We start from the raw sequence: 26855 nt of genomic DNA, 5'->3' as shown, positions 1-26855 counted from the left end.
TGAAACCGACCGCGGGGCCGGACGCAAGGCGGAAAAAGGTCTTAGACGGAACGCGCCGCCTGGTTCTGCGCTCAGCTTGCACCGCGCGCGTGTCCGGCGTACCACCAAGCCCGAGTTCAAGTTTCAGGAGAAAGAGATGGCCGAAGTGGTATCGTTCAAGAAGGAAGAGCCGAACGGCCTACTGCTGCGCGAACGTTCCGGGCCGGTGTTGCGGCTGACGCTGAACAACCCGCCGGCCAATGTATTGTCTATCGCCATGATGGAGGCGCTGCACGCCGAGTTCGATGCCGTCGCCGCCTCCAAGGAAATCAGGGTTGTTGTGCTTTCCGCGTCGGGCAAGCTGTTTTCGGCGGGGCACGACCTCAAGGAAATGACCGCGCATCGCGAAGACGACGACCGGGGCCGGGCCTTCTTTGAACAAACGATCCGCCTTTGCGCAGACTTAATGCTGAAGATCACCCGGTTGCCGCAAGCCGTCATCGCTGAAATCGACGGGCTCGCAACGGCCGCCGGCTGCCAGCTTGTCGCAAGCTGCGACCTCGCGATCTGTACCGACAGCTCCACCTTCTGCACGCCGGGCGTCAATATCGGCCTCTTCTGCTCGACGCCGATGGTCGCGCTCACGCGTGCCTCGCACCGCAAGCAGGCGATGGAGATGCTGCTGACCGGCGAGACCATCGATGCCTCGACCGCCAAGGATTTCGGCCTCGTCAACCGCATCGTGCCGCAGCAGTACCTGCGCCAGGTGGTCGACAAATATGCGGCCGTGATCGCCTCGAAGTCGCCGCAGGCGCTGAAGATCGGCAAGGAAGCCTTTTACCGCCAGGCGGAGATGGACCTGCCGCAGGCCTATGACTACGCCGTCGGCGTCATGGTCGAGAATATGCTGGCCCGTGACGCCGAGGACGGCATTGGCGCGTTCCTCGGCAAGCGCATGCCGGAGTGGAAGGAAGACTGATCTGCGGCGTCGTCAGGCCAGCTTCAGCAGCAGCGCGCCGAGCGCGATGACGCAGGCGGCGGCGATGCGCCAGACACTGACCGGTTCCTTGAGGAACACGACCGAGATCACCACCGCAAACAGGATCGACGTTTCGCGAAGGGCGGCGACGGTTGCGACCGGCGCCTTGGTCATCGCCCAGAGCGCCAGGCCATAGGCGCCGATCGATCCGGCGCCGCCGATGAGGCCCCGCCACCAGTTCTTGTAGACGTGGCGGGCGACCGGCTTGACGCCGCGGCGGGCAAAGGCCCAGGCGAAGAGCAGCACCGGCGGCAACAGCGCCATCCACAGCGTGTAGGAAATCGCATTGCCCGATACGCGGGCGCCGATGCCGTCGACAAAGGTGTAGCTGGCGATGACGCAGGCGTTGAGGAGGGCGAGCACGATCGCGTGTTTGCCGCCCTTTCTGGACTCGAAGGCGAGCGTCAGCACGCCGACAGAGATTGTCAGAATGCCGAGCATCGTACCGAAGGTAAGCTGTTCGCCAATCAGCGCGCCACTGGTGGCCGCGACGATCAAGGGCGCAGTACCGCGCATCAGCGGATAGACGAGGCCGATATCGCCTGCGCGATAGGAGGCGGCGACAAGCTGGAAATAGGCGAACTGGAACAGGGCCGAAACCAGGATGTAGGGCCACGCTTCCGGCTTCGGCAAGGGCAGGAATGGCAGGAAGGGGATGGCCACGGCGGCGGCCCCGAGCGCGATCATTGCTGCGTCGAGCGATTTTTCCGAGCCTGCCTTGACCAGGGCATTCCAGGTCGCGTGCAACAACGCCCCGAACAGGACGAGCGCAATGACTTCAAGCGGCAAGATGGAACCTCGGAAACGATGTGGCGGGCCTTGTGAAGCTTGTCGCGCCGCTCGCACGCAAATGCAACCGTAAAGTCTTGTATTGCGTCAGGGTCTGAGGCGCATTGCTGCACGCAGTTGACTTGGAAGGGAGCGGCCCCATTATACGGCCGTTTAATTAGATGGATCAAAAGCCCCACATGAATCACGACGCCTATCCGGACTACTATCTCGCCGACATCCTGCGCGAGACCAAGACGATCGCTCTCGTCGGTGCCTCGCCGAATGCCGAGCGGCCGAGCCATCGGGTCATGGCGTTCCTGTTGCGCAAGGGCTATCGGGTGATTCCGATCAACCCCGGCCATGTCGGCAAGGCCATTCAGGGCCAGACCGTCGTCGGCCGGCTCGCCGACGTGAAGGAACCGATCGACATGGTCGATGTCTTCCGCGCCGCCCATGCCTTGCCGGCGCTCGTTGACGAGATCCTGGCGCTGGACACGCTGCCGAAGGTGATCTGGGGACAGCTTTCGGTGCGCCACGACGGCGCAGCGGCGAAGGCGGAAGCGGCCGGGATCAAGGTGGTCATGGATCGCTGTCCGGCAATCGAATATCCGCGCCTGATCGGCTGATCTCGGCCCGCAGAACGGCTGCGGCTTGCGCAACCGTCAGTTTCGTAAAATCCTCTTTGACCGCACACGTAGGCTCTGGAATAGTGCCGCCACCTCCGCGCTGGGCCACGGAGGTTCGATAGCGGATCACACGCAGATTCAAGGTGATAGAGCGTCCTCGGCGCGCCGGCTGGCGGCCGCGCTCTGGTCATGGGAGGGACGAAATGACGAAAGACAACCCTGGTTTCAACACGCTCGCAATCCATGCAGGGGCACAGCCCGATCCGACCACGGGCGCGCGGGCGACGCCGATCTACCAGACGACGAGCTTCGTCTTCAACGACACCGACCATGCCGCGGCACTCTTCGGCCTCCAGCAGTTCGGCAACATTTACACCCGCATCATGAACCCGACCCAGGCGGTGCTGGAGGAGCGCATCGCGGCGCTCGAAGGCGGCACGGCTGCGCTGGCCGTTGCCTCCGGCCATGCGGCTCAGCTGCTCGTCTTCCACACGATCATGAACCCGGGCGACAATTTCGTCGCAGCCAACCGGCTCTATGGCGGCTCGGTCAACCAGTTCGGCCACGCCTTCAAGTCCTTCGACTGGCAGGTGCGCTGGGCCGATCCTGCTGACCCCGCCTCGTTCGAGGCGAAGATCGACCGGCGCACCAAGGCGATCTTCATCGAGAGCCTCGCCAATCCCGGCGGCACCTTCGTGGATATCGCCGCCATCGCCGAGGTCGCCCGCAAGCACGACCTGCCGCTGATCGTCGACAACACCATGGCGACACCCTATTTGCTGCGGCCGCTGGAGCACGGCGCCGATATCGTCGTGCATTCGCTGACGAAGTTCATCGGCGGCCATGGCAATTCGATGGGCGGTGTCATCGTCGACGGCGGTACCTTCGACTGGTCGAAGTCGGGCAAGTATCCGATGCTTTCGGAGCCGCGTCCGGAATATGCCGGTGTCGTGTTGCACCAAACCTTCGGCAACATCGCTTTCGCCATTGCCGCGCGTGTCCTGGGACTGCGCGATTTCGGTCCGGCAATCTCTCCGTTCAATGCCTTCATGCTCGTGACCGGCGCCGAGACCCTGCCGCTGCGCATGCAGCGCCATTGCGACAACGCGCTTGCGGTCGCCAAGTGGCTGAAGACGCACGACAAGATTTCGTGGGTCAACTATGCCGGGCTTGAGGACGATCCCAACCACGCGCTGCAGCAGCGCTATTCGCCGAAGGGTGCCGGCGCCGTCTTCACCTTCGGCCTCAAGGGAGGTTACGAGGCGGGCAAACGCTTCGTCGAGGGGCTGGAAATGTTCTCGCATCTGGCGAACATTGGCGACACACGCTCGCTCGTCATCCACCCGGCCTCGACCACCCATCGGCAACTGACGCCCGGGCAGCAGGTAGCGGCCGGCGCCGGCCCCGATGTCGTGCGTCTGTCGGTCGGCATCGAAGACGTTTCCGACATCATCGCCGATCTTGAGCAGGCGCTGGCAAAGCTCTGATGCGTCGGCCGGTCGCAACTTTCCGTGACCGGCTTCCAATGAACGTCGCGCTATGCAAGCATAGCTGCATGTTCGCTGTCGTCGCGCTCCGGCGCTTTCTCTGTGTGTTGGCGTTGCTCGGGGTCGTGCTTGGTCCCGTGAGCGTCGGCACGGCTGCGAGCGCCATGGCTCTTTCGTCCGACATGCAGATGGATGCGATGACAGGCATGGACGACATGTCCTGCTGTCCTGAGCGGCAACCTGCTCAGAAGAACGATTGCGGAAAGACGTGTCCCCTCGCGCTCGTCTGCTCTTCCATCATTCTGGCGCACGGCAGCAAGGCCAATAGCTGGCGCATCGATCTGTCGGCCCGCGTACTGTCGCATCCGATCCTCCAGGACAACCGTCTGCCGTCTGCCCTCGTCGAACCTCCGGCGCGACCTCCCAAAGTCTGATCTCACTCGTTGAATGAAACCGGGCGGCCGCTTTCCAGAGGGAGAGCGTCCTTCCGACCGTATTTATTTCATGGACACGGCCAGAGGCGCCGGTCCTGGGTGAGAATCAATATGACCACAAGCATTTTTTCTCCGAGGGCGATCCTCGGTTCGGTTGCCATCATTTTGGCTGCAACCACCACGTCTTTCGCCGCCGCAACGGACTACGAGTTCCAGCTCGTCCGGTCTGAAGTCCCACACGGTCCCGAGGCGACCGTCGCGGTGCGCCTGATCGACAAGAGGACCTCAAAACCCGTGTCTGATGCGGTCATCTTCAGCACGAGGATGGACATGGCACCGGAGGGCATGGAGGCGATGACCACTCCGGTCGAAGCCCTGCCGTCAGCGGAAGCCGGCATCTACTCGTTCAAGACCAACCTCAGCATGGAGGGCGGATGGCGCTTCAAGCTGGCGGCCAAGGTCCAGGGCGAGACCGAGACGGTTCAGGGCGAACTGGTTCTGCAGGCACAGCCGTGACCACGTCCAGATTTCTGCTCTTCGTCAGCTCCCTCGCAATCGCCGGCGGGGGAGGGTACGCGGCTGGCACGCGCGGCCTTGCCACCGACATCAACAAGGTCTTCCCCGAGCAGGCGCTCGGGGAAACCATGCCCCCTGCAGTCAAGCCGACTGGCAAGGTCATCTACTATCGTAGTCCAGACGGTTCGCCGGAATACTCGGCCACACCGAGAGAGAACGCAGACGGTCGCGCTTTCGTTGCCGTGCGCGAGAGCGAGGACATCTCCTTCGACACGGTGAAGAAGGCCGCTCCCCAAAAGGCGGAAGCCACGCCGACGGCGGGCGAGCGAAAAGTCCTCTATTACCGCAACCCCATGGGCCTGCCCGACACCTCCAAGGTGCCGAAGAAGGACTCCATGGGCATGGACTATCTTCCCGTATACGAGGGAGAGGAGGCGGACAGCTCCGTCGTGAAGGTCTCGCTCGGCAAGTTACAGCGGACGGGAGTGAAGACGGCGACGGCAGAGAACGCCGTCGTCAACCGTCAGGTGCGCGTGCCTGGAACGGTCACGTTCGACGAGCGCCTGGTGCGGATCGTCTCGATGCGGGCAAACGCCTTCATCGAGGGCGTCGCCGATGTGACGACCGGCGACCGGGTGCTGAAGGGCGACGAGCTTTTCCATTTCTTCTCGAAGGACATCGCCAAGGCCGGGGCCGAATACACCACGGAACTGCGCGGTGGTGGCAAGCCGGACCTCGACGTCGGGGGTGCGCTGCAACTGCGCAATCTCGGCGTGCCGGAAGAGACCGTCAAAGCGATTGCCCGGAGCCGGACGGTGCCCAGGAGCATCGCTTATCTCTCCCCAAGCGATGGCGTCGTCCTCGAACGGAGCGCGACAACGGGCATGATGGCCGAGGCCGGCGACGTCCTCTTCCGGATTGCCGACATGTCGAAGGTGTGGGTGATCGCCGACGTTCCCGAGTTCGATGCCGCGACCCTCCGGCAAGGCGCGCATGCGACGGTCCGGGTGCGGAACCTGCCCGGAAAGACCTTCGAGGGTGCCGTCGATCTGATTTATCCCGAGCTTCAGACGCAGACGCGCACGGCCAAGGTGAGGATAGAGCTCTCCAACGCCGAGGGCCTGCTGCTCGCGAACATGTACGCCGAAGTCGAGATCGCCTCGGGTGACACCGCCCCGGTCGTCGCGGTGCCCAACAGCGCCGTGATCGACACGGGCGACCGACAGGTGGTGTTCGTCGACAAGGGCGAAGGCCGCTTCGAACCGCGTGACGTCGAGCTCGGAGCGCGCGGCGATGACCGAACGGAAATCAGGAAAGGCATTGAAGCCGGAGAGAAGATCGTCGTCTCCGCCAACTTCCTGCTCGACGCCGAGAGCAATCTCAATGCGGCGCTAAGCGCCCTCACTGCGGACGAGGTGAAACCATGATCTCGAACGTCATCGCCTGGTCCGCCCGCAATCTGGTGCTGATCATCGTTGGGGCCGCCCTCTCAATCGCCGCGGGCGTGTACTCCCTGCGCTCGCTTCCGCTCGATGCCATTCCCGACCTCTCGGACGTGCAGGTCATCGTCTTCACCGACTATCCCGGCCAGGCACCGCAGGTGGTCGAGGATCAGGTCACCTATCCGCTGACGACGTCGATGCTGACGGTGCCGCGGTCGAAGGTTGTGCGCGGCTTCTCCTTCTTCGGCATCTCCTTCGTCTACGTCATCTTCGAGGACGGGACCGATCCCTATTGGGCGCGAAGCCGCGTGCTCGAATACCTCAACGCCGCCGCAAGCCGGCTTCCCGAAGGCGTCTCGCCGAGCCTCGGCCCGGACGCGACGGGTGTCGGCTGGGTCTACCAGTACGCCCTTGTCGCCAAGGAGCTGTCGCTCGCCGAACTGCGCTCTTTGCAGGACTGGGTCGTGCGCTTCGCCGCCTCGAAGTCCGACGGCGTGGCGGAAGTCGCGAGTGTCGGCGGCTTCGTCAAGCAGTACTCCATCGTCGTCGATCCGGCGCGCCTGCGCGCCCAGAACGTGACGCTGAAGCAGATTGCCGACGCAGTGCGCGCCAGCAACCGGGACGTCGGCGGCCGGACGGTCGAAATCTCGGAGTTCGAGTTCATGGTTCGCGGCCGCGGTTATCTGCAGGGTATCAAGGATATCGAGAACATCGTGCTGATGACCGAAGGCGGAGCTCCGCTACGCCTCGGCGACGTAGCGCGGGTGGAAACGGTTCCCGACGAGCGGCGCGGCATCACCGAACTCAACGGCGAAGGCGAGGTCGCAAGCGGCATCGTCCTGCAGCGGGTCGGCGAAAATGCCCTCAACGTCATCGACAGCGCCAAGAAGAGCCTGGCGGCGGTCAGGGACAGCCTGCCGGCTGGCACCGAGATCGTGCCCGTCTACGACCGTTCGGAGCTGATCAAGGCGGCGATCGAGACGCTCAAGAGCACGCTGGTCGAGGAGTCGATCATCGTCGCACTAGTGACGATCGCCTTCCTCCTGCATGTGAGGAGCGCGCTCGTCGCCATCATCATGCTGCCGATCGGTATCCTGATTTCCTTCGTCGCGATGCGGGCGCTCGGCATCGGGGCGAATATCATGAGCCTTGGCGGCATAGCGATTGCCATCGGTGCGATGATCGATGCGGCGATCGTCATGATCGAGAACGCCCACAAGCACCTGGAGCGCGCGCCGCCCGACAAACCCAGAGCCGAAGTCCTGATAGAAGCGGCAAGCGAAGTCGGCCCGGCACTGTTCTTCAGCCTACTGATCATCACCGTGTCCTTCCTGCCGATATTCACGCTGGAATCGCAGGAGGGGCGGTTGTTCGGACCGCTTGCCTTCACGAAGACCTTCGCCATGGCGGCAGCTGCGCTGTTATCGGTGACGCTCGTTCCGGCACTGATGGTCCTGTTCGTGCGCGGCCGGATCGTGCCGGAGCACAAGAACCCGCTCAACCGCTTTCTGATCTGGACCTACCGCCCGATCATTCACGGCGTGCTTCAGGCGAAGACGCTGACGATCCTGCTCGCGGTCGCCGCGCTTGCCGCCACGGTGTGGCCGGCGCGCCAGATCGGCAGCGAGTTCATGCCGACCCTCAACGAAGGCACGCTGATGTACATGCCGACGACCTTGCCCGGCCTGTCGGTGACCAAGGCGGCTGAGCTGATGCAGACCCAGGACCGCATCATCAAGTCCTTCCCGGAGGTGGAGACGGTCTTCGGCAAGGCGGGACGGGCGCTGACTGCCACCGATCCGGCCCCGACGGAGATGTTTGAGACGATCATCACCCTGAAGCCGAAGTCGCAATGGCGGCCAGACGTGACCATCGACAGCCTCAAGCGGGAGATGGACACCGCACTGCAGTTCCCCGGCGTCTCCAACGCCTGGACCATGCCGATCCGCGCCCGCATCGACATGTTGTCGACCGGCATCCGTACGCCCGTCGGCGTCAAGGTCTACGGGGGCGATCTCAAGGAGATGGAGCGGGTGGCGCGCGACATCGAGACGGTGCTGAAGGCGATCCCCGGCACATCGAGCGCCTATGCCGAGCGGGTCATCGGGGGGTACTATCTCGACATCGTGCCCGACCGCACAGCACTCGGTCGCTATGGTCTGAGCATAGGCGACGTCCAGGACGTGATCGGCATTGCGCTCGGGTCCGAGGTCGTCACCTCGACGGTCGAGGGCCGCGAACGCTACGGGGTCGCCGTCCGCTACCCGCGGGCCTTCAGGAGCGATCCGCAGTCGATCGCCCGTGATGTCCAGGTCGCGCTCCCCGGCGGCGGTACGGTGCCCCTTGGCGCAGTCGCGGACGTCAAGCTTGAACGCGGTGCGACAACGATCCGGACCGAAAACGGCCAGCTCGCGGTCTACATCCTCGTAGACATCGCCGACCGCGATCTTGGCAGCTATGTCTCCGAAGCTCAGGAAGCCGTCGCGAAGAGCGTGTCGCTTCCATCAGGCTATTCGGTCGCCTGGAGCGGGCAGTACGAGTATCTGGAACGGGCAAAAGCGCGCCTCGGGATCGTCGTGCCGCTGACCCTCGCGCTGATTTTCCTGCTGCTCTACCTGAACTTCAAAGCGCTGACCGAGACCCTCATCGTCATGCTGTCGCTGCCCTTCGCGTTGGTTGGCGGCATCTGGCTGATGTGGTGGCTAGGCTTCAACGCCTCGGTGGCGGTGGTCGTCGGCTTCATCGCCCTTGCTGGCGTGGCGGCAGAGACGGGTGTGATCATGCTGATCTATCTCGACCAGGCGCTTCGCGAACGCCGTGAGGAATGCGACCGCGAACAGCGCCCCTTCACGCGGGACGACCTGCATCACGCGATCATGGTCGGCGCAGTGGAACGGGTCCGGCCGAAGATGATGACGGTCGTGGCGATCATCGCCGGGCTGGTGCCGATCCTCTGGAGCACTGGGGCCGGATCGGAAATCATGCAGCGCATCGCCGTGCCGATGATCGGCGGCATGATCTCGTCGACGGTGCTGACACTGGCGGTCATCCCGGCAATCTACGGCCTGGTGAAGGGCTGGCGGCTGCCAGCCCTAGCCGACACCCGGTCGCCGACGAGAGCGGCCAGCGCCGGGCTTCTGACGCCGATAGACGTCAGGATCCAGCGGTAGACGAGTGAAGGTTCAAGGTCGGAATGGGGCGGGAGCCGAGTTGCTTCGAAATGCCGGTCCACGTCCGCCTCGATCGAGGAATGGCGGCACCAGCAGAACGGAGGCGGGAATATCCTCGAAAAAACAATGGACGTTGCCCCGGAGGTGTGTGACGAAACCAAATCTGAAACCCATGACGGGGGAGGTTGCAGTGCCTCCAGCAAAGGTGCCCAATGGCGAATATGCAGAAGTTCGATCTGTCTTCCGTCGAGCCGGAAACCGGCACGCCCGCTGCCGACCGGCTGATCTCCGGGGCGCCGCAATTCAGTACCTGGAACCTGGAAGAGGCCGATGGCGGCCTCTATGCCGGAGTCTGGGAATCGACGCCCGGCAAGTGGCGGATCGTCTATGAGGAGTGGGAGTATTTCCACATCATCTCCGGCTATTCGATTGTCACGCAGGATGGTGGCGAGGCGGCGCATTTGCGCGCCGGCGACAGCATGATCCTGCGTCCCGGCTTCGAAGGCACCTGGGAGGTCGTCGAGACAACCCGCAAGGATTACGTCATCCGCCTGTGACACCCATGCACCGAAGACTGGGCGGTCTTCGGTGCAACTACCAGACCAGGTTGAGACGCTCCAGGCCGTGGAAATGAAACGCGTCCTTCACCTCGGGCTCGTTCTTCAGCCGCATGTCCGGCAACCGCCGAAACAGGATCGGCAGCGATAGATTGAGCTCCAGCCGGGCCAGCGGCGCCCCGATGCAGAAATGCAGGCCGGCACCGAAGGAGACGTTCGCGCCTTCATCGCGCGTCGGCCGGAACGCATTCGGGTCCGTGAACTTCTTCGGGTCGACATTCGCCGCCCCGAGCAACAGGCCGATCTTGTCGCCCTTGCGAAGGGTGATGCCGTCTTCGAGTTCGACATCCGACAGCGCGTAACGCTGGAAAATATGCAGCGGTGCCCCAAAACGCAGGCACTCCTCGATTGTCAGCGCGGTTGCCGCCTCTGTGGCAAACAGATCCTCGGCGGAAGGTCCGGATTGCAGGATGGTTCTCACGGCATTGCCGATCTGATGCACAGTCGCTTCGTGACCGGCATTGAGGAGCAGGGCGGTGGTCGAGACCAACTCTGCCTCGGAAAGTCGTTCGCCATCCTTTTCCGAGGTGATCATGTGCGTCAGCAGGTCATCGGCGGGATTGCGGTGTTTCTCGGCGATGATCTCTCGCAGATAGGCGGCAAATTCGGCGGAAGCCTGGTTGGCGTCGAGTTCGGTCTCGTGGCTCGGGTCGAAGACATACATCCGGACCATGCAGTGCGACCAGTCGAGAAGATCGGGCGCCGCCTCGACCGGTATGCCGAGCATGCGGGCGATGATCGTCACGGGGATCGTTTCGGCGTACGTCTTGAGCAACTCGACCTCGCCGTCGCCTTCGAAACCATCGATCAGGGCGTGCGACAGCTGCTCGATATCCGGTCGCAGCTGTTCGATCTGCCGCGAGACGAAGGCCCGATTGACGAGCGTGCGCAGCCGCGTGTGCGCCGGCGGCTCGAGCTCCAGCAGCGAATGTTCCTCCAGCGCGTCGAAATCCCTCAGATGTGGCTTCGGCGCCGACAGGCCGACTTCTTCGCGCGTCGCCACATGCAGGATCTGCCGTCCGAAACGGCGGTCGCGGAGCAGCGCGTTTACCTGGTCATAGCCTGCGAAATACCATTGTTGCCGCTCCTCCCAGAAGAAGGCCGGACATTGTGCGTGGATCTCGGCGTAGGCGGCGAGCGGCTCACGGTAGAAGGCGGGATTACGCGCATCGATGGAAATGCGCCTTTGGGCGCCGTCAATGGTTATGGCAGGCATGCAACGGGCTCTTTACAGAATTTGACCGACGTCTATTTCTACGGGAACCGGCGTTCAGCCGGCAAGTGCAGATATCCCTCCGGCCATCGGCATGGCGTTGACAGTGTCGGAAATGGTCGTCAATCTCCTGGCGCTGCGTAGGGCGCATCGGCAAGAGGCTGAAAGGGCACGCCCGCCTACGGGAGACACACCGTAGTTGCGCCCATGCCAAACCTTGAAAACCTGAAGAAGCAGGCGAAGCAGTACCTCAAATGGCATCGCGAACGGTACCATCCGGTCGCAGCGGAGATCAGGGCGGCCTTGCCCCGTTACTGTGACCTTGATGACGACGCCATTCTAAATGCGGAGTTCAAGCTCGCCGACGCGCAGGAGCTTATCGCGCGCCAATCGGGATTCGACGGTTGGCAGGCGCTCAGATCAGGAGCCCTGACAATGACCCCGCACTCAAAACCCACCATATCGCAGCCGGTGCTGCAGTCGATCGCCGCTCAGCTGTTCGTTGCCGATATCAAGGCCTCGTGCGACTTCTACGCGGAGAAGCTCGGCTTTGCCGTCGATTTCGTCTACGGCGATCCGCCATTCTATGGGCAAGTGATCCGCGACAGCGCCAGGCTTGCTCTACGCCTTGTCTGCGAGCCGGTCTTCGTCGATGACATCCGCCAGCGCGAGGACCTGCTTTCGGCTGCCATCACGCTCGAAACCGTCAATGACATCAAACAATTGTTCCTGACCTATCAGGCTGCTGGCGTACACTTTCACCAGCCGCTGCGGACCGAACCCTGGGGCGCCCGCACCTTCATCGTGCTCGATCCGGACGGAAATCTGATCCTGTTCGCAGGACCGGCCGACTGATCGAGAGCGGCGAAAATGGACGCCGACGCTGCTCGTGCTGTCCCGGCATCCACCCGTTCGCTCCCGTATCGCAGTTGCGAAACAACTTCTGCTCTCCACCCTTTTTCAGTGGCGCCCGGTGACCTATTTGCGCAATGATGCGGGCAGCAGGCAGGGAGCGGCATGGCAAAAAACCAGTCCAGTCTATCGGCGGGGATCGTGGCAGCGATCCGCAAGCGGCGTCCCACGGTCGTTCATCGCGAAGCTGCGGTGAACCGCGGCGACATCGTCATCGCCTCCTACAACATCCATAAATGTGTCGGTACCGACGGCCGTTTCGATCCCGGGCGGACTGCCAATGTGATTGGCGAACTGGGCGCCGATATCGTTGCGCTTCAGGAAGCGGACCAGCGGTTCGGCGAGCGTGCCGGTCTTCTCGATCTCGAACATCTCCGGCGCGAGGCCCATCTCGTTTCGGTGCCGATCTCCGGCTTTTCGGCGAAGGGGCATGGATGGCACGGCAATGTGCTGTTGCTACGCGAGGGCGCCGTTTCCGATGTCAGGCAGCTGAAACTCCCAGGTGTCGAGCCGCGTGGCGCGCTGGTCGTCGATCTCGACCTGAAGGTCGGCCCCTTGCGCATCATCGCCGCCCATCTCGGTCTTCTCAGGCATTCCCGCGCCCAGCAGGCCGAGGCGATCCTTGAAGCGGCAGCCGGCGCGAACGGGCGGCCGACGCTGCTCATCGGCGATCTCAACGAGTGGCGCATGGGCCGGAGATCGTCACTGTCCTTCCTAAGTCCTGTTTTCGATCCGTCGCACGCCACGGTCGCGAGCTTTCCGTCGCGTTTTCCGCTGCTGCCGCTCGATCGTGTGCTTGGCAATCCGCACCACCTGGTAACGTCGGTCGCCGTGCATGACTCACCGCTTGCGCGGATCGCATCGGACCATCTGCCGGTGAAAGCCTCCATCGCCTTGAAGGCTGCCCAGCAGGATCACCGAGACGGAAATCGGGTTGGGGCCGGCCGTACGGGGTCGGTCTGACGGCGAGGCGCGCTTTCGATGTTATCCTCCGTTCTGATCATCGTCGCCGCGATCGTCGGTGTGGTCGTGGCGGCCATCCTCTACATCTATGGCCGGTTCGGACGGCGCCCGCACGGGCTGCCGTCAACGGCACTTCCGGTGGCCGAGGCCGGTACGGAACTCGATCGGCTTATCATGCCCCTTCTTGCCGGCCGCCCGAACGCAAATGGCGTGGCGCTCGTGTCGGACAGTATCGAGGCCCTGGTAGTGCGCGCGCATGCGGCGCGGCGCGCCGGGCGCAGCCTCGATCTGCAGTATTATTACTGGAAGGATGATCTGACCGGTCTTCTGCTGGCCCGAGAGATTTTGGCGGCGGCCGACAGAGGCGTATGTGTCCGGTTACTGCTCGATGACATCAACGCCGGCATTCATGATCGCATGTGCATCGCGCTTGACGCCCACCCCAATATCGAGGTGCGGCTCTTCAACCCCAGCCGGGCGCGGACCGACCGCTTTCGCCGCGGCTTCGAGATGGCGATCCGCGCCTTCAGCGCCACCCGCCGCATGCACAACAAGCTGTGGGTGGCGGATGGCCGGGTCGCGATCGCCGGCGGGCGCAACATCGGCGACGCCTATTTCGACGCCGCCGAGCTTTCCAACTTCCGCGACCTCGACGTCTGGATGGTGGGGCCGGTGCTGGACCAGGCGTCCGCCATGTTCGACCGGTACTGGAACAGCGACTCCGTCCTCCCGATCGCTGCACTGCGCACGCCACGCAAGCAATATTTGCCGGCGCTCCGTGAGGCCGTCGACGGGCTTGCCCGGACACCCGCGGGCCGGTTTTACATCGAGCGCGTCGACAAGGCCGCTCAGGAAACCGACGTCTATCACGGCACGCGGCGGCTTCACTGGAGTTCGCAGATCCGCCTGGCATCCGACCCGCCGGAAAAGGCGCTGATGCAGCGGCGCCAAAACTGGTTGCTGCGCGAACTCTTCCCGTTGATCGAAGCGGCGACGCGGGATTTGAGGATCATCTCTCCCTATTTCATCCCCGGCGTTGCCGGCACGCGAGAGCTTGCGGCCATCGTTTCGCGCGGAGCTCGGGTCGCGGTGCTGACCAACTCTCTCGCTGCGACCGATGTCGCAGCCGTTCACGGCGGTTACATCAAGTATCGCCGGAAACTCATCCAGGCCGGCATCGCTCTCTTCGAATTGAAGGAGCACGGCGACGTTGCCGAAGGGCACCGCATGACGTTGTTCGGGCGCCGCAATGCGAGCCTGCACAGCAAGGCTTTCGTGGTCGATGGCTTGAACGGGTTCGTCGGCTCGATGAACTTCGACCCCCGCTCCGCATCGCTCAATACGGAAATGGGTGTCGTCTTTGCCGATGCGGCTCTTGCCGGCGAGCTGGCCAGCATGTTCGAGGAGGAGACCTCGCCGTCGATCAGCTACCGGCTCGGGATGGACGGTTCACGGCTTGTCTGGCGTGATCGCGCCAACGGCTCCGAGCGGCTGTTGCGGCGCGAGCCGGATGCCAGCCTTGCCAGGCGGATGATTGCCAACCTGATCCGTATTCTGCCGATCGAGTCACAGCTCTAGGAAGGCGGCGCCGCCGATACACGATTTGCCGTTCGTTTACCGACGTCATCGAACCCTGTGTGAAATGCTCGGTCGCGGCGGCTTGCGGCGCGCATGTCGGCGAAAAAAGGTTCTATTGACAACCATGTGTGGAGGAGCGCCGAACTTCGCAGCAAAGGGGGCTTCGATTAAGCTTATCGAAGCTTCGCGACTTGAAGTGAAGGGTGTTGACACTCTATGTAAGGACAGAAGGCAAATCCCGTGATTCCCGGCTCGCAAAGGTTTTGCGAGCCCGATTGATGAAGGTTCGATATGAGAAATCCCGTTGATACCGCCCTGGCACTGGTGCCGATGGTAGTTGAACAGACCAACCGCGGTGAACGTTCCTACGATATCTTTTCGCGCCTTCTGAAGGAGCGCATCATCTTCGTCACCGGTCCGGTCGAAGATCAGATGGCGACGCTCGTCTGCGCCCAGCTCCTTTTCCTCGAGGCGGAAAACCCGAAGAAGGAAATTGCGCTCTACATCAATTCCCCGGGTGGCGTCGTCACCTCCGGTATGGCGATCTACGACACGATGCAGTTCATCAAGCCGGCGGTCTCGACGCTTTGCGTCGGCCAGGCGGCCTCGATGGGTTCGCTGCTCCTGGCGGCCGGCCACAAGGACATGCGCTTCGCCACGCCGAATGCGCGCATCATGGTTCATCAGCCCTCCGGCGGTTTCCAGGGCCAGGCTTCCGATATCGAACGCCATGCCCGCGACATCCTCAAGATGAAGCGCCGCCTCAACGAGGTCTATGTCAAGCATTGCGGCCGTACCTACGAGGAAGTCGAGCAGACGCTCGATCGCGACCATTTCATGAGCGCGGACGAAGCTCTGGAGTGGGGTATCGTCGACAAGGTACTGACCTCGCGCGAAGAGATCGAAGGCACCGAGCAGGCCTGATAACGCGCTTTTGTGTCGCGATAGATGTAATTGTGACACAATTGTAATGGCTCAAGGGCTTTATCGTCAGGGTAAAGCCGGTAATATGGACCGTTAATGCTATGTTGGATTCTGAGGGCATAGTGTTCGGATGAGTTGGGAGAGTCGTTGCAGCCGCATCGGGCATGGTCGCCCAGGTGCGGTAAGTACTCCCGGAAGCCCTGCGTGAGGATAGGCTACAGGGCGAATTGAGTGGTCCGCGATACTTCGCTTGAAGTGTCCGGCGTGCTGGAAGGAAGTGGAAATGAGCAAGGTCAGCGGAAGCAACGGCGGTGACTCGAAGAATACGCTTTATTGTTCGTTCTGCGGCAAAAGCCAGCACGAAGTCCGTAAGCTGATTGCCGGACCGACCGTCTTCATCTGCGATGAATGCGTCGAACTGTGCATGGACATCATTCGCGAAGAGAACAAGACCTCGATGGTCAAGTCCCGCGACGGTGTGCCGACCCCTCAGGAAATCATAAAGGTCCTCGACGAATACGTCATCGGCCAGCAGCAGGCCAAGCGCATCCTCTCGGTGGCCGTGCACAACCACTACAAGCGCCTGGCGCATGCCGCCAAGGGCAGCGACGTCGAACTGGCGAAGTCCAACATCATGCTCGTCGGCCCGACCGGCTGCGGCAAGACCTATCTCGCCCAGACGCTCGCCCGCATCATCGACGTGCCGTTTACCATGGCCGACGCCACGACGCTGACCGAAGCCGGTTACGTCGGTGAAGACGTCGAAAACATCATCCTCAAGCTGCTCCAGGCCGCCGACTACAACGTCGAGCGCGCGCAGCGCGGCATCGTCTACATCGACGAAGTCGACAAGATTTCCCGCAAGTCCGACAACCCGTCGATCACCCGTGACGTTTCGGGCGAGGGCGTGCAGCAGGCGCTGCTCAAGATCATGGAAGGCACTGTTGCGTCGGTGCCGCCACAGGGTGGTCGCAAGCATCCGCAGCAGGAATTCCTGCAGGTGGATACCACCAACATCCTGTTCATCTGCGGCGGTGCGTTTGCCGGCCTCGACAAGATCATCTCCGCCCGTGGCGAGAAGACCTCGATCGGTTTCGGCGCGACGGTCCGCTCGCCGGAAGATCGCCGCGTCGGCGAGGTTCTGCGCGAACTCGAGCCGGAAGATCTGGTCAAGTTCGGTCTCATTCCGGAATTCATTGGCCGTCTGCCGGTTCTGGCGACGCTCGAAGATCTCGATGAAGATGCGCTGATCCAGATCCTGTCCGAGCCGAAGAACGCTCTGATCAAGCAGTATCAGCGCCTGTTCGAGATGGAAGACGTCGAGTTGACCTTCCACGAGGACGCGCTGCGCGAGATTGCCCGCCGGGCGATCGTGCGCAAGACCGGCGCCCGCGGCCTCCGTTCGATCATGGAGAAGATCCTGCTCGACACGATGTTCGAGCTGCCAACGCTCGAAGGCGTGCGCGAAGTGGTCATCTCCGACGAGGTGGTCAAGGGCGCGGCGCGGCCGCTCTACATCTACTCCGAGCGGTCGGACGAAAAGACCAACGTTTCGGCCTGATAACGCCGAATTATCGTTTGAGAAGCCCGCCTTGTGCGGGCTTTTTCATGTTCGCGCACTTAGCTGTTGAGACAAAGCCGCCCGAGCGCAGATTTCACAATTCGATTGTTGCTAAAGTGTCTCAAACAACGCAATGATGTGACGATTCAATGAAGGACCTTTATCGTTGCGCGTCCTTGAGCCTCGTTCTCCGTCGCAAGGCCCGCAACAGAAATGATGCGTAGTCAGAAGGACCCGGCCACGATTGGTGGGTGTCGCGTCCAGCCTTGAAATGGACGCGGTGGCACTCCACTTTGATGTGGAAAATATGACAACCGGGAGTGCCTGCGGGGCTCCCGGGAACGGGCCCGAAATCGGGACGGAAAGGAAATGACATGACGAACAAAACGTCACCGGCGACTGAAAGCGCGACCTACCCGGTTCTGCCGCTCCGCGACATCGTGGTCTTCCCGCACATGATCGTGCCGCTCTTCGTCGGCCGCGAAAAGTCGATCCGTGCGCTTGAGGAAGTCATGGGCACCGACAAGCAAATCATGCTTGCCACCCAGATCAACGCCACCGACGACGATCCGGAACCGTCCGCGATCTATGAAGTCGGCACCATCGCCAATGTCCTGCAATTGCTGAAGCTGCCCGACGGCACCGTCAAGGTGCTGGTCGAAGGCCGCGCGCGCGCCAAGATCGACGGCTACACGCCGCGCGACGAATTCTATGAGGCATCCGCGCATACGCTGAGCGAGCCGGAAGAAGATCCGGTCGAAATCGAAGCGCTGAGCCGCTCGGTCGTTTCCGAGTTCGAGAGCTATGTGAAGCTCAACAAGAAGATCTCCCCCGAGGTCGTCGGTGTCGCCAGCCAGATCGAAGACTATTCGAAGCTGGCCGATACGGTCGCCTCGCACCTGTCGATCAAGATCGTCGAGAAGCAGGAAATGCTGGAGACCACCAGCGTGAAGATGCGTCTGGAAAAGGCGCTCGGCTTCATGGAAGGTGAGATTTCCGTCCTGCAGGTCGAAAAGCGCATCCGCTCGCGCGTCAAGCGCCAGATGGAAAAGACCCAGCGCGAGTACTACCTCAACGAACAGATGAAAGCGATCCAGAAGGAACTCGGCGACGGCGAGGATGGCCGTGACGAGATGGCCGAGATCGAGGAGCGCATCGCCAAGACGAAGCTCTCCAAGGAAGCGCGCGAAAAGGCTGACGCTGAACTGAAGAAGCTGCGCCAGATGAGCCCGATGTCCGCGGAAGCGACCGTGGTTCGCAACTATCTGGATTGGCTGCTCGGTCTGCCCTGGGGCAAGAAGTCGAAGATCAAGACCGACCTGAACCATGCCGAAAACGTGCTCAACACGGATCATTTCGGTCTCGATAAGGTCAAGGAACGCATCGTCGAGTATCTCGCCGTGCAGGCGCGTTCGTCGAAGATCAAGGGTCCGATCCTGTGCCTCGTCGGCCCTCCCGGCGTCGGCAAGACCTCGCTCGCCAAGTCGATCGCCAAGGCGACCGGCCGCGAATATGTGCGCATGGCGCTCGGCGGCGTTCGTGACGAAGCCGAGATCCGCGGTCACCGCCGCACCTATATCGGCTCCATGCCGGGCAAGGTGGTGCAGTCGATGAAGAAGGCGAAGCGGTCCAACCCGCTGTTCCTGCTCGACGAAATCGACAAGATGGGCCAGGACTTCCGCGGCGATCCGTCGTCGGCTCTGCTCGAGGTGCTGGATCCGGAACAGAACTCGACCTTCATGGACCACTACCTTGAAGTCGAATACGACCTGTCCAACGTGATGTTCATCACCACGGCCAACACGCTGAACATTCCGGCGCCGTTGATGGACCGTATGGAAGTGATCCGCATCGCCGGCTACACCGAAGAGGAAAAGCTGGAGATCGCCAAGCGGCATCTGCTGCCGAAGGCGATCCGCGACCACGCGCTGCAGCCGAAGGAGTTCTCCGTGACTGACGGAGCCCTGATGGCGGTCATCCAGACCTACACGCGGGAAGCCGGTGTTCGTAACTTCGAGCGCGAATTGATGAAGCTCGCCCGCAAGGCGGTGACCGAGATCATCAAGGGCAAGACGAAGACGGTCGAAGTCACGGCGGACAACATCAACGACTACCTTGGTGTTCCGCGCTTCCGTCACGGCGAAGCCGAACGCGACGATCAGATCGGCGTGGTCACGGGTCTTGCCTGGACCGAGGTCGGCGGCGAATTGCTGACGATCGAAGGCGTCATGATGCCCGGCAAGGGCCGCATGACGGTCACCGGCAACCTGCGTGACGTGATGAAGGAATCGATTTCGGCGGCGGCGTCCTATGTCCGCTCGCGGGCGATCGATTTCGGCATCGAGCCTCCGATGTTCGACAAGAGCGACATCCACGTGCACGTGCCGGAAGGTGCGACGCCGAAGGATGGTCCGTCGGCCGGTGTCGCCATGGCAACCGCGATCGTGTCGATCATGACCGGCATCCCGATCTCCAAGGACGTCGCGATGACCGGCGAGATCACGCTGCGCGGCCGCGTGCTGCCGATCGGCGGTCTCAAGGAGAAGCTGCTGGCAGCGCTCCGGGGAGGCATCAAGAAGGTGCTGATTCCCGAAGAGAACGCCAAGGATCTCGCCGAGATCCCGGATAACGTGAAGAACGCACTCGAAATCATCCCGGTTTCGCGGATGGGCGAGGTGCTTGTACACGCTCTGGCGCGCATGCCGGAACCGATCGAATGGGACCCGGCAAGGGAGCCGGCAACCGTCGCAGTGGTTGATTCGCAGGACGAAGCAGGCTCCTCGATCGCCCACTAAAAAGTGCCGGTGAATGGGCGCAGCGACCTCACGCGGCGCCCATTTTGCAGAAAAATTGGGAAGACCGGCCTCTGGCCGGTCTTTTTTGTTGTAAAAGCGCCCTGCAAGCCTTGCATTCCAAGGGATTAGGCGCAATTGGGAAAGGCAAGACGCGGGCGATGCGCAAGCCGCCGCGGCTTAAAACACAGTCGTTTCGAACCAATCTGAAAGGGGTGGAAACATGAACAAAAATGAGCTCGTGTCTGCCGTTGCTGAGAAGGCCGGACTTTCCAAGACCGACGCATCTTCTGCAGTTGATGCAGTTTTCGAGACCATCCAGGGCGAGCTGAAGAGCGGCGGCGACATTCGCCTGGTCGGCTTCGGCAACTTCTCGGTTTCGCGCCGCGAAGCCTCGAAGGGCCGCAACCCGTCCACGGGTGCGGAAGTTGACATCCCGGCCCGCAACGTGCCGAAGTTCACGGCCGGCAAGGGCCTGAAGGACGCCGTCAACGGCTGATCAGATTTGCTTGGCGGCCGGACACGAGGCCGGCAGTCCAGGTATTCGAGGGTTCGGCGAAAGCCGGACCCTTTCGCATTCCGGGGGGCTGCCCTTGCGGCCTCCTGCCATTTGCTCTACGGCTTGCCCATTCTCAGGGCGGGGTGAAAATCCCCACCGGCGGTAAGGGCGCTGCAACATCATGCGGTGACCCAAGCCCGCGAGCGCCTTTCTCCTGAAGCGGGGAAGGGGTCAGCAGATCCGGTGCAATTCCGGAGCCGACGGTCATAGTCCGGATGAAAGAGAATGGTCGTCGGCACGAAGAGCAGGGCTGCCCGGCGTCGTGCCGTGCGCTCATGCGTCCTGATTTGTGTTTGTCCATTTCTCAGGATGCGTGACATGAATCAGACTTCCCTCGGTTTGTCCTCCTCGCGCGCCATGGCCGGTGCCGGCTTCATGGTGCTGGCCGGTATTGCCTTCGCCGGGCTCAATGTCGTTACCCAATGGCTGACGATGAAACTCGGCTTTCCCGCTGCCGCCACGGCCTTCTGGCAATATGCCTTCGCCCTTCTCTTTTCTTTGCCGTTCCTGCGGCGCGTCGGACTTTCGGCGATGCGCACCGATTACCCGTGGCGCCACGTCGTGCGCGTGGCCCTCGCGGCCTTCGGCGTCGGGGCCTGGGTCTCCAGCCTTGCGCATGTGCCGATCTGGCAGGCGATTGCCCTGGTGATGACCTCGCCGTTCTTCATCATCCTTGGCGCTCGCCTGTTTCTCGGCGAACGCGTCGGTCCGGCCCGCTGGACCGCGACCGCGGTCGGATTTGCCGGTGCGATGATCATTCTTGAACCCTGGTCGGACAGCTTCACCTGGGCAGCGCTGCTGCCGATCCTCTCCGCCTTGCTCTGGGGCGCCTCGTCGCTCATCACCAAGAGCCTGACGAGCAGCGAGCGTCCCGAAACCATCACCATCTGGCTGCTTGTCCTTTTGACCCCGATCAATGGCGCCATTGCGCTCACGGCCGGTTTCGCGGTGCCGCAGGGCATGGCGCTCGGCCTTCTCGTGCTCGCCGGGGTCATGACAGTGTTCGCGCAATATTTGCTGACGCTCGCCTATACGGTTGCCGACGCCGCCTATGTGCAGCCCTTCGATGATTTGAAGCTGCCGCTCAATGTCTTTGCCGGCTGGCTGGTCTTCGGTTACGCACCGACAGGCTATCTCTGGTTCGGTGCGGTCCTGATCCTTGGCGCGTCACTGTTCATCATGCGCAACGAGAGTCGGCGCGAACGGGAGGCTGTTGCAACCTGAACGGTGTAAAATCCGGCCGGTGTCATTCGGCTGTCATCGCAGTCGCGCAGAACCCCCATGTTTTCAGTATTCTCCATGGGGGATTTCAATGATCATTACTTCGCGCGTGACCGCGTTCGCGGCCGTCCTTCTTGCTTCCGCGGCATTTCCTGCGGCGGCTGAACCTGTATTCAATCGTATTGCGTCCTTTGCCGTTGCCGACAATCTGCCCGATGGTGACGCGCGCAAAGCGCCGACGTCCGCCGAGATCATCACGGCCAGCGAAGACGGCAATACGCTGATCTACTCCGACAGCCCGGGCAAGCGCGTCGGCCTGATCGACATCACCGATGCCAAGGCGCCGAAGGCAGCCGGCACAATCTCTTTCGACGGTGAGCCGACCTCCGTTACTGTTGCCGGCGCCAAGGCGCTCGTTGCGGTCAACACGCGCGAAAGCTTCGTCAAGCCTTCCGGTCTTCTGGCAATCGTCGACCTGGCGTCGAAGAAGGTGGATGCGACCTGCGATCTCGGCGGTCAGCCGGACTCGGTTGCCGTCAACAAGGACCGTACGCTTGCAGCCATCGCCATTGAAAACGAGCGCGACGAGGAAGTGAACGACGGCAAGATCCCGCAGATGCCGGCCGGCGATCTGGTGATCCTGTCCTTGAAGGACGGCGTTGCCGATTGCGGCTCGCTGAAGCGCGTGACGCTGACGGGTCTTGCCGAAATCGCTGGCGAAGATCCGGAGCCGGAATTCGTCTCCTTCAACGGCAAGGACGAGATTGCGCTGACGTTGCAGGAGAACAACCACATCGTCGTCATCGACGGCAAGACTGCGACGGTGAAGACGCACTTCTCTGCTGGCACCGTCGACCTCAAGGATATCGACATCAAGCGCAACGGCGCCATCGCCTTCAAGGACGAGCAGCCGGGCCGCGAGCGCGAGCCCGATGCGGTGAAGTGGCTCAACGATAACCGCATCGTCGTTGCCAACGAAGGTGACTACGAAGGCGGCTCGCGCGGCTTCACGATCTTCGACACCACCGGCAAGGTGCTCTACGAATCGGGCGCGAGCTTCGAGCATGCCGTTGCCGCGATCGGCCACTACCCGGAAAAGCGCTCGTCGGCCAAGGGCGCGGAGCCCGAGGGGCTGGAAGCGGCCAAGTTCGGCGACGACAACCTGTTCTTCCTGCTCGCCGAGCGCGCTTCCGTCGTCGGCGTCTACAAGGATACGGGTGCGGAGCCCGAACTGCTGCAACTGCTGCCGTCGGGCATCTCGCCGGAAGGCGCCGTCGCGATCCCGTCGCGCAATCTGCTTGCGACCGCCAATGAAGTCGACCTCGTCGAGGACGGCGGCGCGCGTTCGCATGTGATGATCTATGAGCGCGGCGAAGGCGAAGCTGCCTATCCGCAGATCCACTCCGCCGAGAAGGACGGGCTGCCGATCGGCTTCGGTGCACTCTCCGGTCTTGCTGCCGTCTCGGACAAGCCGGGCTTCCTGCGCGCCGTCAACGACTCGGTCTTCTCGTCGCAGCCGACGATCTTCACCATCGACGCCACCCAGAAGCCGGCGCTGATCACCGAGACGCTCGCCATCACCCGTGACGGCGCACCGGCTCAGAAGCTCGACATCGAAGGCATCGCCAATGACGGGGAAGGGGGCTTCTGGCTCGCATCGGAAGGCAATTCCGACAAGCTCTACAGCCACGCGCTCTTCCACGTGAACAAGAAGGGCGAGATCAAGAAGGAAATCGCTTTGCCTGAGGCGCTGCGCGCCGGCGAAACCCGCTTCGGCTTCGAAGGCATCACCGTTGTTGGCGAAGGCGACGACCAGACGCTGTGGATGGCTGTTCAGCGCGAATGGAAGGACGACGAGAAGGGCTTCGTCAAGCTCGTCTCCTACAAGCCGAAGAGCGAAGAGTGGGGTGCCGTGCGCTACCCCCTGGAAAAGGCCGGTGACGGCTGGGTCGGCCTGTCGGAAATCTCCGTTCATGGTGACTACGCCTACATCATCGAGCGCGACAACCTGATCGGCCAGGCAGCCAAGCTCAAGAAGATCTACCGCGTCGCGCTGACGGAACTGAAGCCGGCAGCACTTGGTGGCGAACTGCCTGTCGTCAAGAAGGAGGAGGTTCGTGACCTCATTCCCGACCTGAAGGCGCTCAACGGCTATGTCGTCGACAAGGTCGAGGGCTTCACCGTCGATGCAGCCGGCAATGGCTACGTCGTCACCGACAATGACGGTGTCGACGACTCCTCCGGCGAAACCCTGTTCTTCTCCATTGGCGCCATCAACGCGATGTAAGCGTTAACGCCCGGAGAAAACGGAAGAGGCCGGGACATGATGTCCCGGCCTCTTTCTGTTTCGGACTGGCAGGAAATAAATAGCACGATCCCGAATAGCGGGCGCCGACTAGCGGGCGACAGCGACCTGCGCTGCCTCTTCGGCCTCATCCTTGCGCTTGCGGATCTCATCCGTCCTGTCGACCAGCTTGCCGACGATGCCGTAGAGGGCATCGAGTTCCTCGTCGTCGAGCGCCGAGAAAATCTCCTCGAGCAGCTGCTTGCGTGGATGCTCTGCGGCTTCAAGCACGACGCGACCCGTTTCGGTAATCGAGACGATCTTGGCGCGCCGGTCCTCGGGATCGGGCTTGCGCATCACCAGGCGGTCGCGTTCCAGACCGTCGATGGCCTCGGTGACCGTGCGCGGCGCGAAGTTCAGCGCACAGGCGATATCTGTCGAGCGACAGGGACCGAGCTTGCTCAGGAAGAAGAGGAACTTGCTGCGTGCCAGCGACACGCCTTCTTCGGTCATCGATTCGTTCACCAGCCGATGGACCCGGTGGTAGAGCTCGAACAGTCTATCGGAAACTTCAAATGTCTTCTTCATGATCGTCGCTGGAATTTCATGAGGTGCCATGTGAAATGGCAGTAACATTAGTGATAGTTACAATTGCCACCTTTGTCGACAGAAACCTCTGAGACTTCACGGTAAGCACTTGGAGGCAAAGAAACGGCCGCCGTTTCCGGCGGCCGTTTCTGTTGGTTTGTCAAGAATTTCGTGTCTCGAACCCGCCCGCGAAAAACCAAGCACGGGCGTGCGTCGTGGTTATGCCGCCCGGCGTGTCGAGCCGGCCGACGGCGCGTAGCCGTAGGCCTGAGCCTCTTCCAGCGTGAAGCGGGCGATCAGCTCGCGCAGGCGGCCGGCTTCCTGGGCAAGCGTGGCGCTTGCGGCATTGGCTTCCTCGACCATGGCTGCGTTCTGCTGCGTCACCTGATCCATCTGGTTCACGGCGGTGTTGACCTCCGACAGTCCGGCGGACTGCTCCTGCGCCGAGATGGCGATCGCATCCATGTGCTGGTTGATCGTGACGATGAAGCCTTCGATGGTGCGCAGAGCCTCGCCGGTTTCGCGCACGAGCCGGACACCGCTTTCGACTTCGACGGCGGAGTTGCGGATCAGGTCCTTGATCTCCTTGGCCGCATTGGCCGAGCGCTGGGCAAGTTCGCGGACTTCCTGAGCGACGACGGCGAAACCCTTGCCGGCATCACCGGCGCGGGCTGCTTCGACGCCGGCGTTCAGCGCCAGAAGGTTCGTCTGGAAGGCAATTTCATCGATGACGCCGATGATGTTCGAGATCTGGCTCGACGAATGCTCGATGCGGCCCATGGCATCGACGGCGCCCGAGACGATGGCGCCGGATTTGCGGGCGCTTTCGTTTGCCTGGCTGGCGACGGCACGGGCCTCGTTGGTGCGCTTCGACGAATTGCCGACATTGACGGTGATCTGGTCGAGTGCTGCTGCGGTTTCTTCCAGTGAGGCCGCCTGCTGCTCGGTTCGGCGCGACAGGTCGTCGGCACTCTGGCTGACTTCGCGCGCACCGCTGTCGATGCTGCCGGAGCTGGCCGAAACGGCAGCAAGCGTATCGGCCAACTGAGCGACGGCCTGGTTCAGGTCGTGGCGGAGCTGCTCGAAGTCCGGCGCAAAGGGTTCGTCGAGCTGGAAGGCGAGATCGCCGGAGGCAAGCCTGCGCAGGCCACCAGCAAGACCGGCCGTCGCTTCCTGGAGGCGGTGCTGAGCCGCAGTTTCGGCTTCCTCGGTCAGACGCAGGCGATCGGCCTCAGCCTGGGCGCGCTGTGCCTGGGCATCCGCTTCGAGCTGCTGGTTGGTGATTGCCGCCTGACGGAAGACTTCGACGGCACGGGCCATCTCGCCGATTTCGTCCTTGCGGGCGCCGTAGGGGATGCTGCTGTCCGTGTCGCCTTCCGCAAGGCGCGCCATCGAACGGGTGATGATCTGGATCGGGCGGGCGATACCGCGCACGGCATAGAGAATGGCGCCGAGCACGATGATCGCCGCGACGGCGATGACGGCCATTTCGATCATGCGGATCTGGTCGTGCGTTGCCGAGCTTGCTGCAACCGCGGCGTCGGCGCCGGCGACGTTGAGCGCGCGCACTTCCTTGATCGCCTCGTCGACCTTCTGTTCGGTCTCCCGCATCTCGACCTTGAAGACGCTCTGCGCCTTCATGTTCTCAAGGTTGTTCGAGAGCTTGACCATGCCATCGGCGATGGCGAGGTAGGCCTGATAGGCAGCGCGTACCTTTTCCAGCGCGGCCTTGTCGGCGTCCGTTACCATCAGCGCCGCATAGTCGTCGGCGAGCTTGTTGAAGCCTTCGACGGTCTGGCCGATGACTTTTTCCGCGGCCTTCTTCTCGAAGGGCGTTAGCGAGATCAGGTGGCGCGCAAAGGCCATGCGCGTATCGGAAAGCTGGGTTTCGAGCGCGCGGGAAAGCGAGACACGCGGCAGCCAGGTGGTGGCGATCTCGTTGTTGCGCTCGTTCATCATCTTGATGCCGCCGAGCGACGAGACGGCAAGCGCCGCGACGATGACGGCGACCACGAGGAAAAGGGCAATGAGCGTATGTGAAATCTTGAGCCGTGACATAGGTTCCCCCCGGAAGGACGGCCGTCCATAAAAGCTGTACTTGATGAAGTCGTTCCGGCTCTTGATCGTCATGACGGAGCGGATGCCGAAGCAGGAATCATTCCGGTGCCTGGATGCGCTG

Annotated in this window: 21 protein-coding genes and 1 riboswitch; of the genes, 17 read left to right on the top strand and 4 right to left on the bottom strand. The window is 62.3% G+C overall.

Going from position 1 to position 26855, the window contains the following annotated elements:
- Positions 1-136 precede the first annotated feature (136 nt).
- Complete coding sequence (locus tag ACTJKE_RS10320; protein ID WP_440636713.1) at positions 137-958, top strand: enoyl-CoA hydratase; 822 nt, start codon at positions 137-139, stop codon at positions 956-958.
- 12 nt (positions 959-970) lie between these two features.
- On the opposite strand, the gene ACTJKE_RS10315 is transcribed toward ACTJKE_RS10320, so the two are convergent.
- Complete coding sequence (locus ACTJKE_RS10315; protein ID WP_093232243.1) at positions 971-1807, bottom strand: DMT family transporter; 837 nt, start codon at positions 1805-1807, stop codon at positions 971-973.
- Positions 1808-1986: 179 nt separating this feature from the next.
- On the opposite strand from ACTJKE_RS10315, the gene ACTJKE_RS10310 reads away from it, so the two are divergent.
- The 7 genes from ACTJKE_RS10310 (at position 1987) to ACTJKE_RS10280 (ending at position 10021) form a co-directional block, all read left to right on the top strand.
- A complete protein-coding gene (locus tag ACTJKE_RS10310; RefSeq protein WP_093232341.1) occupies positions 1987-2415 on the top strand; it encodes a CoA-binding protein in 429 nt (142 codons plus the stop codon).
- Between the two features lie 203 nt (positions 2416-2618).
- Positions 2619-3902 carry an O-acetylhomoserine aminocarboxypropyltransferase gene (locus tag ACTJKE_RS10305; RefSeq protein WP_057252373.1) on the top strand — a complete coding sequence of 428 codons (1284 nt, stop codon included), beginning with the start codon at positions 2619-2621 and terminating at the stop codon, positions 3900-3902.
- Positions 3903-3940: 38 nt separating this feature from the next.
- Positions 3941-4336, top strand: coding sequence for a hypothetical protein (locus ACTJKE_RS10300; RefSeq protein ID WP_112995509.1), 396 nt, complete (start codon positions 3941-3943; stop codon positions 4334-4336).
- A 111-nt stretch (positions 4337-4447) separates the two neighbouring features.
- The gene (locus ACTJKE_RS10295) at positions 4448-4852 is read left to right on the top strand and encodes a FixH family protein (RefSeq protein WP_112995508.1); all 405 of its coding nucleotides are present in this window, start codon (positions 4448-4450) and stop codon (positions 4850-4852) included.
- On the top strand, positions 4849-6279 hold the full coding sequence (locus ACTJKE_RS10290) for an efflux RND transporter periplasmic adaptor subunit (RefSeq protein ID WP_440691813.1): 1431 nt from the start codon (positions 4849-4851) through the stop codon (positions 6277-6279). The genes ACTJKE_RS10295 and ACTJKE_RS10290 overlap by 4 nt, the downstream gene beginning before the upstream one ends.
- A complete protein-coding gene (locus tag ACTJKE_RS10285) occupies positions 6276-9464 on the top strand; it encodes an efflux RND transporter permease subunit (RefSeq protein ID WP_440636709.1) in 3189 nt (1062 codons plus the stop codon). Before ACTJKE_RS10290 ends, ACTJKE_RS10285 begins: the two co-directional genes overlap by 4 nt.
- A gap of 212 nt (positions 9465-9676) precedes the next feature.
- Positions 9677-10021 carry a cupin domain-containing protein gene (locus ACTJKE_RS10280; RefSeq protein ID WP_057252366.1) on the top strand — a complete coding sequence of 115 codons (345 nt, stop codon included), beginning with the start codon at positions 9677-9679 and terminating at the stop codon, positions 10019-10021.
- Positions 10022-10058: 37 nt separating this feature from the next.
- Here ACTJKE_RS10280 and ACTJKE_RS10275 read toward each other — a convergent pair whose 3' ends face one another.
- Entirely contained in the window at positions 10059-11297 is a 1239-nt protein-coding gene (locus ACTJKE_RS10275; protein ID WP_440691812.1) for a cytochrome P450, read from the bottom strand.
- A 204-nt stretch (positions 11298-11501) separates the two neighbouring features.
- Between ACTJKE_RS10275 and ACTJKE_RS10270 the strand changes: the two genes are divergently transcribed.
- The 9 genes from ACTJKE_RS10270 to ACTJKE_RS10230 all read left to right on the top strand — a co-directional run bounded on the left by ACTJKE_RS10270 (position 11502) and on the right by ACTJKE_RS10230 (position 24091).
- Entirely contained in the window at positions 11502-12149 is a 648-nt protein-coding gene (locus tag ACTJKE_RS10270; protein WP_113132759.1) for a VOC family protein, read from the top strand.
- 162 nt (positions 12150-12311) lie between these two features.
- On the top strand, positions 12312-13169 hold the full coding sequence (locus ACTJKE_RS10265; RefSeq protein WP_112995503.1) for an endonuclease/exonuclease/phosphatase family protein: 858 nt from the start codon (positions 12312-12314) through the stop codon (positions 13167-13169).
- An 18-nt stretch (positions 13170-13187) separates the two neighbouring features.
- A complete protein-coding gene (locus tag ACTJKE_RS10260; protein WP_112995502.1) occupies positions 13188-14747 on the top strand; it encodes a phospholipase D family protein in 1560 nt (519 codons plus the stop codon).
- 291 nt (positions 14748-15038) lie between these two features.
- Complete coding sequence (locus tag ACTJKE_RS10255) at positions 15039-15671, top strand: ATP-dependent Clp protease proteolytic subunit (RefSeq protein WP_057252356.1); 633 nt, start codon at positions 15039-15041, stop codon at positions 15669-15671.
- A gap of 283 nt (positions 15672-15954) precedes the next feature.
- The gene (gene clpX, locus ACTJKE_RS10250) at positions 15955-17232 is read left to right on the top strand and encodes an ATP-dependent Clp protease ATP-binding subunit ClpX (protein WP_034803621.1); all 1278 of its coding nucleotides are present in this window, start codon (positions 15955-15957) and stop codon (positions 17230-17232) included.
- Positions 17233-17606: 374 nt separating this feature from the next.
- Positions 17607-20027 carry an endopeptidase La gene (gene lon / locus ACTJKE_RS10245; protein ID WP_093232249.1) on the top strand — a complete coding sequence of 807 codons (2421 nt, stop codon included), beginning with the start codon at positions 17607-17609 and terminating at the stop codon, positions 20025-20027.
- Positions 20028-20247: 220 nt separating this feature from the next.
- Positions 20248-20523 (top strand): DNA-binding protein HupB, encoded by a 276-nt coding sequence (gene hupB / locus ACTJKE_RS10240; RefSeq protein WP_057252351.1) that lies wholly within the window; start codon positions 20248-20250, stop codon positions 20521-20523.
- Between the two features lie 125 nt (positions 20524-20648).
- Positions 20649-20814: riboswitch (FMN riboswitch) on the top strand.
- A gap of 78 nt (positions 20815-20892) precedes the next feature.
- Complete coding sequence (locus ACTJKE_RS10235) at positions 20893-21807, top strand: DMT family transporter (RefSeq protein WP_192494661.1); 915 nt, start codon at positions 20893-20895, stop codon at positions 21805-21807.
- Positions 21808-21895: 88 nt separating this feature from the next.
- Positions 21896-24091: an esterase-like activity of phytase family protein gene (locus ACTJKE_RS10230; RefSeq protein WP_112995501.1), complete on the top strand. Its 2196-nt coding sequence runs from the start codon at positions 21896-21898 to the stop codon at positions 24089-24091.
- Between the two features lie 108 nt (positions 24092-24199).
- Here the strand turns inward: ACTJKE_RS10230 and ACTJKE_RS10225 are convergent, their stop codons facing one another.
- The gene (locus ACTJKE_RS10225) at positions 24200-24676 is read right to left on the bottom strand and encodes a MarR family winged helix-turn-helix transcriptional regulator (RefSeq protein WP_057252345.1); all 477 of its coding nucleotides are present in this window, start codon (positions 24674-24676) and stop codon (positions 24200-24202) included.
- A 219-nt stretch (positions 24677-24895) separates the two neighbouring features.
- Positions 24896-26734, bottom strand: a complete 1839-nt coding sequence (locus ACTJKE_RS10220) for a methyl-accepting chemotaxis protein (RefSeq protein WP_162728064.1) — start codon at positions 26732-26734, stop codon at positions 24896-24898.
- Positions 26735-26855: the final 121 nt, after the last annotated feature.

The sequence above is a fragment of the Ensifer sp. 22521 genome (assembly GCF_052044795.1).
Classification (GTDB): domain Bacteria; phylum Pseudomonadota; class Alphaproteobacteria; order Rhizobiales; family Rhizobiaceae; genus Ensifer.
The sequence above is the reverse complement of the archived record's forward strand: the minus strand, read 5'-3'. Positions and strand labels throughout refer to the sequence as shown.